Annotated in this window: 6 protein-coding genes and 1 pseudogene; 5 read left to right on the plus strand and 2 right to left on the minus strand. The window is 64.9% G+C overall.

From position 1 onward, the window contains the following. The first annotated feature begins 26 nt into the window (after positions 1-26). From ABTU92_RS27750 to ABTU92_RS27765, 4 genes are all read left to right on the plus strand, one after another. Complete coding sequence (locus tag ABTU92_RS27750; protein ID WP_408094817.1) at positions 27-299, plus strand: hypothetical protein; 273 nt, start codon at positions 27-29, stop codon at positions 297-299. Between the two features lie 153 nt (positions 300-452). Further along, the gene (locus ABTU92_RS27755) at positions 453-1,409 is read left to right on the plus strand and encodes an NAD-dependent epimerase/dehydratase family protein (RefSeq protein ID WP_408094818.1); all 957 of its coding nucleotides are present in this window, start codon (positions 453-455) and stop codon (positions 1,407-1,409) included. An 80-nt stretch (positions 1,410-1,489) separates the two neighbouring features. Beyond that, complete coding sequence (locus tag ABTU92_RS27760; RefSeq protein WP_408094819.1) at positions 1,490-1,711, plus strand: hypothetical protein; 222 nt, start codon at positions 1,490-1,492, stop codon at positions 1,709-1,711. 260 nt (positions 1,712-1,971) lie between these two features. Further along, on the plus strand, positions 1,972-2,937 hold the full coding sequence (locus tag ABTU92_RS27765; RefSeq protein ID WP_408094820.1) for an IS481 family transposase: 966 nt from the start codon (positions 1,972-1,974) through the stop codon (positions 2,935-2,937). Between the two features lie 2 nt (positions 2,938-2,939). Here ABTU92_RS27765 and ABTU92_RS27770 read toward each other — a convergent pair whose 3' ends face one another. After that, positions 2,940-4,049: an ISAs1 family transposase gene (locus ABTU92_RS27770; protein WP_408094821.1), complete on the minus strand. Its 1,110-nt coding sequence runs from the start codon at positions 4,047-4,049 to the stop codon at positions 2,940-2,942. Positions 4,050-4,182: 133 nt separating this feature from the next. Beyond that, positions 4,183-5,600 (minus strand): annotated as a pseudogene (locus ABTU92_RS27775) (mannose-1-phosphate guanylyltransferase/mannose-6-phosphate isomerase). 328 nt (positions 5,601-5,928) lie between these two features. Between ABTU92_RS27775 and ABTU92_RS27780 the strand changes: the two are divergent. Continuing rightward, positions 5,929-6,112: GDP-mannose 4,6-dehydratase (locus ABTU92_RS27780; RefSeq protein WP_408094822.1), on the plus strand; the 184-nt coding region annotated here is incomplete at its 3' end.

The raw sequence follows: 6,112 nt of genomic DNA on the forward strand, positions 1-6,112 counted from the left end.
GAATTTCAACAGCCTGCTAGACCTACGTGGTCGCCGATCGCGAGGTCCTGAGCCTCGCCGAGATGATCGCCGTGCTGCGGACCGCCTGCGGACGCCCGCCACGCGGGTTCGCGGTTCCTCCGCCGCTGATCGCCGGGCTTCTGCGTGCGGCAGGACGCACCGCGAGCTGGGACCAGATCGGCGGCGCGCTGGTGGTCGACCCCGGCAAGCTTCTCGCGACCGGTTGGCAGCCGTCCGCCGACACGCGGGCCGGTCTCGCGACGATGATGCGGGCGCACACCTCGGCCGCGATGACTTGAGCGCCGCCGCTCGCATGGATCATCACGGGCGACGATTCGCGCCGTCCTTGCGAACCGGACGATGGTTGAACCGACTCGGACCGCACAGTAAGATTGTGGAAGTGCCACACGCGACGGCGCGGGTCGGGGTGCGAGCCGAATGGGGAGTTGCCCGTGCGAACTTTGATTACGGGTGCAGGTGGTTTCGTCGGCCCCCACTTATGTTCAGCGATCGGGCAAGCGATCGGGCCGCGTCTGGAACTCGTTCCGACCTCTCAGGCCCCCGAACAGCACCCCAAGCTTGGGCCGCTGCTGGGCCTCGACATCACTGACAAATGCGCCGTGGTGGACACGATCGCGCGCCTGAAGCCCGACTGCGTCGTTCATCTCGCCGGGATCGCAGCCCCCGTCGCGGCGAGCGCCGACTGGCGCAAGGCGTGGCACGTGCATGTCGAGGGGACGCTCAACATCGCTTACGCGATCATGGCCCACGCACCGCAGTGCATCCTGATCTTCGTCGGCTCCGGCCAGATCTACGGTCACAGCGCCCGGACCGGAGCCCCGTTGGATGAAGAGACGCTGCTCGCGCCGGTCGACAACTACGGGGTCACCAAGGCCGCCGCGGACCTCGCCCTTGGCGCGCTGGCGCAGCGCGGCCTGCGAGTGATCAGGATTCGCCCCTTCAACCATACGGGCGCGGGCCAGACCGAGAACTTCTTCGTCCCGAGCGTCGCGATGCAGATCGCCCGCATCGAGGCCGGCGTGCAGCCGCCCATCATTTGGGTCGGCAATCTGACGGCGGAGCGCGATTTCCTGCACGTCGCTGATGTCGCGGAGGCCTATTCGCTGGCGATTCGGCACGCCGCGGAGCTTCCCCCTGGAACGATCCTGAACATCGCGTCGGGGCTTCCGGTTAGCATGCAGGCTGTGATGGATCGGCTGATCGCCGCCAGCCGAGTGGCAATCACGGTGGAGCAGGATCCCGCGCGATTGCGCGCAAGCGATCTTCCGCGGATCGTCGGCGACGCGTCGCGGGTTCGCCGTCTGCTCGGCTGGAAGCCACGGCGGAGCCTGGACGAGGCGCTGTCCGACGTGCTGACGGCGTGCCGGGCGCGGATCACCGCCGCCTAATGAGACCCGTGCGCGGATAGCTCTGGCCGACGCATTGAATTTCTGACTCGCTGATCCGTAGAGCGGATCGGGAGCGGGCGATGTCACGACGGCGGATCGGTCAGGAGACACCTCAATTCGGTTCTGGACCAGGTCGCAACCGGTCGTCACTCGACGCGCTCAAGGCGCTTATCGACTGGGTGCCGATCGTGCGAGAATTCGAAGTGATCTCGTGCGCGGCCAAGGGCGAGCCCGCTTGGCCGCCCCTCGCGCTGTTCAAGGCGCTGCTGATCGCAGTCTGGTCCGACTTGTCCGACGTATAAGCGCCGGAGCAAAAATCCTTCAGTGAAGCAGCCGAACGGGTCGGTTGCGCCGGAGTAAAAATCCGGCAGCTGGAAGCCCTGAGCCTGAGATGGCAAAGGGCGAGGGATGAAGCGAGTGGAACTCTACGAGAAGGTTCGATACGCGGTTCCAATCGAAGGACTGAGCAAGCGGCAGCGGCGCGGCGGTTCGGGATTGACCCTAGGTGTTCAGTCCCGAAGAGTCGTGGCGTATTCTTGACCCGAGAAGGGGAGGATTCGCTGTGGCAGACGTTCTTCACGGGAGCGCCCGCACGACGCCGAGAGTTCGAGCCGAGCTCCAAGCGTCGAAAGAGAAGACCGGCACCCTCGCGCGACAATACGGCCTCAGCCGCACGACGGTGGCGAAATGGCGGGTGAGAACCACGACGTCGGACGCGCCAATGGGGCCTCGCAAGCCCCGTAGCACCGTCCTCACGCCGGTCGAGGAAGCCATGATCGTCGAGTTCCGGAGGCGGACTCTGCTGCCGCTCGACGACGTCCTCGGCTGCCTTCGCGAGAGCATTCCGCGGCTGACCCGTTCGAGCCTCCATCGTTGCCTTGAGAGGCACGGCATCTCCCGACTGCCGGACGGAGATCAACCTGTATCGAAGCGCGGACGATTCGCCGAAACGCCGATCGGCTACGTCCACATCGACATCTGCGAACTGCGCCTGACCCAGGGCAAGCTGCATATGTTCCTGGCTATCGATCGCGTCTCGAAGTTCACCTACGTCGAGTTTCATGACCAGGCAACGAAGCTCATCGCCGCAGGCTTCTTGCGCAACGTCGTCGAAGCTTTCCCTTACAAGATCCACACCGTGTTGACCGACAACGGCATCACGTTCGCCGACCTGCCGAAGAACAGGTCAGGCCCCACGGCAAGGTTCAGCCTGCACGTTTTCGACCGCGTCTGCCGCGAGCACAGCATCGATCATCGCCTGACCAAGCCCTACCATCCGTGGACCAACGGTCAGGCCGAACGGATGAATAGGACTATCAAGGATGCGACCGTCAATGTCTTCCACTACTCCGACCTCGATAGCCTCAAGGCGCACGTCCTGGCCTTCGTCAAGGCCTACAACTTCGCCAAGCACCTGAAAGCAATCCGGTGGAAGACGCCCTTCGAGGCGATCTGCGAGGCCTGGACGAAAGACCCGTCCCGATTCAAAATCGATCCGCGCCACCTCATCCCGGGACCAAACACCTAGGGCTATCGCATATGGCCGAGCAGCTCGAGCAAGAACGCGTCGTTCCAGCCGGCGCGCTTGAGCTTGGTCGTCAGTGATCCATTGCTTTGATCGAGGCGGGCGACGTCCAGCGCACGGCGGCGGAGCACGGCGATGTTGGCCGGGCCGTTGTCCTTGCGGTTGCGCGCCGCGTCCTCTCCGAACGAGACGTCGAGTTGCCAGTGCAGCGCGTTCTCGATCAGCCAGTACGCACGCGCGGTGTCCAAGAGGGCCTGCGGCGACAGCTTGCGCGACAACGCGAAGATGCGCACGTCGGTCGTGGTCGTGCCGTCGGTCCGCCTCGTGGCCTCGACACGCCCGAATGCCTTCAGGCCCTCAAACTCGTGATACTCGGCCAGCCCCTTGGCATCGACCACGACGGCGACGCGGGTCTCGATGCGGCCGTGCGCCTTCGTCTCGGTCTTGGCGGTCGGCAGCGCATTCCTGGCCCCCTTCGGCTTCTCGGCTGCCAGCAGGCAGGCGCGCGCGTCGGACAGCAGCGATTCCTGGTTTCCCTTAAGCGCGATGCAGTAGTCGCCGCCCTTCTCGACGATCCTCTCCACCATGCGCCGGTTGCAATGGAGCGCATCGCCGGTGACGATCTTTCCCTTGAGATCGACGAGGCCGATCACCTCGAGCGCGGCATCGAACTCGTTGCGATTCTCGGCCGCAACCGTTGCCAGCGTCAGCCTGAGGCCCGCTGCGTAAGCCGAGACCATCATCTTCGGCGCGCTCTTGCCGCCCTTGTCGTAGGCGCCTTTCAGCGACTTGCCGTCGATGGCAATCACGCCTCCTTTCGCCAGCGCTGCGACCAGCCGAGCGTTGATCTGGCCGAACGCCGCATCGAGCGCCTTCGGATCGAGCATGCGAAGCACGGTGGAGAACGTGTCGTGCGAGGGGATGCCGTGCTTGAGCTTCAGAAAACGCTTGAAGAACTTGATCTTCTCGCGTCCGAACGCGGCCATCTCCGCACAGCTCTGCGCGCCGCACAGCACAGCGACGAAAGCGACGATCAGCATCTTGACGAGATCGTGCCTGACGTTCTCGGTGGGTGGATCGGGAACATCCTCGAATGCGGCGATAAAGAGCTGCATGGGGCCTCCGTTGTTGCGGAGTCCCCTCAAGAATCCATGATTCGCGCCCTCGCAAGCGCGATCACCTCAGGTCATATGCGATTCCCCTGGCTCAAGGCTGGCAACACCGCGCCTCATGCCACTGCTGCCCGAATTAACTGCGCTGATAGACGTCCTCAAGTCGGACGATATCGTCCTCGCCCAGATAGCTGCCGGTCTGCACCTCGACCAGCTCTAGCGGGATCTTGCCCGGATTGGCGAGGCGGTGGACCGTGCCGATCGGGATGTAGATCGACTCGTTCTCGTGCACCATCTTGCACATTTCGCCGGTCGTCACCTCGGCGGTGCCGCGCACCACCACCCAGTGCTCGGCCCGGTGATAGTGCCGCTGCAGCGAGAGCTGCGCGCCCGGCGACACGACGATGCGCTTCACCTGATAACGTTCTCCGCGGTCGAGCGAGTCGTAGTGGCCCAAGGCCGATGGCAGAGCCGGTGTGCCGTCGCCTCGCCACGGCCCTGCTTCTTGAGTATGGCGACCGCGCCTTTGACGTCCTCGGCGCGCGAGCGCGGCAGAACCAGAACAGCGTCGGGCGTCGTGACGATGACGAGGTCCTTGACGCCGAGCGCCACGGTCAGCCGGTCCTCGGCGTGGATCACGCAGTCCTGCGTCTCGAAGGTCGCGGCCGGCCCCGACACCACATTGCCGGCGGCGTCGCGCTCGGCGATGTCGAACACGGCATCCCACGAGCCGATGTCGGACCAGCGGAAGCGGCCCTCGATCACGGCGGTGCGGTCGGTGCGCTCCATCACAGCGTAGTCGATCGACTTCTGCGGCGCCGCTCCGAAGGCCTCCGCGTCGAGACGCACGAAGCCGAGATCGAGCGAGGCCTCGTCGACCGCGGCGACGACGGCGCGCGCCATCTCGGGCTCGAAGCGGGCGAGCTCGGAGAGCAGCGCCTCGGCGCCGAACAGGAAGTTGCCCGAGTTCCACAGGTATCCGTCGGCTACGTAGCGGGCCGCGGTCGCCGCGTCCGGCTTCTCGACGAAGGCCGCGACCTTGGCGACGCCTTCGATGCCGAGGCTCTCGCCGCGGCGGATGTAGCCGTAGTTGGTCTTCGGCGAGGCCGGCAGGATGCCGAAAGTGACGATGTTCCCCGCGACGGCGGCCTCGAGCCCGGCCGCGCAGGTCGCCTCGAACACATCCTGATCGAGAATCACGTGGTCGGCCGCGATCGCCAGGACGACGGCGTCGGGATCGCGGCTGCGGGCGAGTCCCGCGCCGGCCGCGATAGCCGGCCCCGAGTCGCGCCGCAGCGGCTCCAGCACCACCGTTGCATCGATCCCGAGCGCCTCGGCCTGGGTCTTGGCGAAGAAGCGGAAGTCGTTCGCCGTCATGACGATCGGCGGCGCGAACAGGTCCGGATTGGAGACCCGCGCCAGCGCCTGCTGGTAGGTCGAGCGATCGCCGACCAGCGGTAGGAACTGCTTCGGCATCGCGTCGCGCGACACCGGCCAGAGCCTTGTGCCGGAGCCGCCGGCGAGCAGGAGGGGGACAATCTTCGGACGAGCCATGGAGAACTCCGTTTGAAAACTCTGACCCAACCTCGGCTTCTCGCTTTCCATTGTTGAATCAACTACTTTGAACAGTGGAAGCGAGCCTCGCGGAGGACCATAAAACGCGAGAGCCGCCGGGAGCTTGCTTTAGCCGTTTTTCGGAAGAGCCGGAACTCCGTCCTTCTTGCCGGATGGATGCGGTCGCTTCCTTGACACGCGAAGCTTGTATTCTTGCTGTTCTAAAACGCGCATAGATGACAGAAGCGCTGGACTGGCCGACCCATGCCCCGTAAGTAGGCTGCTCAGTGAGCATCGTGTCAGAGACTTCGGCGTTAGAGGGCACCCCATGAAGCGTGGGTTGATCACCGGCATCACCGGTCAGGACGGAGCGTATCTGTCGCAGTTCCTGCTCGACAAGGGCTACGACGTCTACGGGCTCGTGCGCCGCAGCAGCGGCTCCGACGTGATGGACGACAAGCTGCGCTGGCTCGGTGTCGCCGACCGCATCATTATGCTGGACGGCAACCTCA

The organism is Rhodoplanes sp. SY1, from assembly GCF_046000175.1.
Lineage (GTDB): Bacteria > Pseudomonadota > Alphaproteobacteria > Rhizobiales > Xanthobacteraceae > Rhodoplanes.